Source organism: Lacticaseibacillus sp. 53-4, from assembly GCF_016861805.1.
GTDB lineage: Bacteria > Bacillota > Bacilli > Lactobacillales > Lactobacillaceae > Lacticaseibacillus.
On record NZ_BOLT01000078.1, the window covers coordinates 1 to 1,193 of the forward strand.

The following is a 1,193-nucleotide window of genomic DNA, read 5'->3' on the forward strand; positions in this document are numbered from 1 at the left end:
TGTTAGCGGCATAGGCTACAACCACTAAACACAGTCACTTTGATCTACGCTTAATTTCAACTTTGCACCAGAACCCTTCAGGATAGGAGGCCTGATGTTGTTTCATCCAGTTTAATACCTCGACCTTGAATTCACTACTGTAATCCGAATGAATAACACGACTGAATAGTCCAGCAACACCGAAGCGCTGAAACCTTTGGACCCAAAGAAGTACTGTATCGTGTCTTGCAATGTTAAATTTCTCCGCGACGCATACTGATCCGTTGCCTTCGAGGTATGCAGCGACAACCTTGATGCGAAAATCTAGATCAAACTTGACCATAGTAAAACCCCCATATTTGGATTGTTGTCCAAACCTGGGGGTTCACATCAGGGATTGCGCTGCTTTTTTGAAATTCTATGAATAATCCAGGCCAAGTGCTTTTTTCAAATTAGATCACCCTCTATCCTACGAAGACAGTGTGATGAATTGTCTTTATAAGCTTAGTCCGTGCAGAGTTTGTATAGTATTTTGTGATTGACTCTTCGCCGATAATCACGCTAATTCCTCGTAAAACGGGCAATTGTTAGTTTCTTTTTCTGTCGATGATGTCGAAATAGATGGCGCCAGCAATACCTATCACGCCGACTGGAATGCCAAACCAAGGGCCTGCATTGGTAGCGTAGATAATAATCATGAGGGTACAGAATATTGAGAAGAAAATTGAACTTTTAGACATAGGCAACACCTTTCTATCCGACATACGCTGTGCGGTGAATAGTCTTCAGAAGTTTCGTACGTGCGCTATTTGTATAGTAGCGGGTATATGACTCTTCGCCAATTAATACCCTCACTCCACGAGGCGAGGTGGCAGAAATCATTCGGGCATTGACGCTTGGCCAAATATCAGCATGCTGTGTTTTAATTGCCTGGCTGAGGTCGTAGACAGCTAACGGAATCTTGGCACCAGGTATTTTATAGGCTAATTGTTCAACCATAAATGCAGCGATGCGCTTGGACTTTGTACTTATAACTTTTTGGTACCCTGTCCATTTGCTGTAATAGAAATTCTTGTAACCGAGTTTCTTATAACCGGCAATACTTCCCCAGTTTACAATTCAAGTGCAACACCCTGACGACTAGACCAAAAAGGCCATGAAGACCTATTCTTGTTAGTGCAACCAGACAAGAAAGCAGGAATCTTCATGACCCA

Annotated in this window: 1 protein-coding gene; it reads right to left on the bottom strand. The window is 42.7% G+C overall.

Annotated features, from left to right (window positions below; translation table 11 throughout):
• Positions 1-34: 34 nt before the first annotated feature.
• Entirely contained in the window at positions 35-322 is a 288-nt protein-coding gene (locus JUF21_RS11900) for a helix-turn-helix domain-containing protein (protein WP_203664875.1), read from the bottom strand.
• Between the last annotated feature and the right edge of the window lie 871 nt (positions 323-1,193).

What these genes read in the sequence shown, in the direction of transcription:
- JUF21_RS11900 (WP_203664875.1), bottom strand. Translation starts at nt 322, where the DNA reads ATGGTCAAGTTTGATCTAGATTTTCGCATCAAGGTTGTCGCTGCATAC.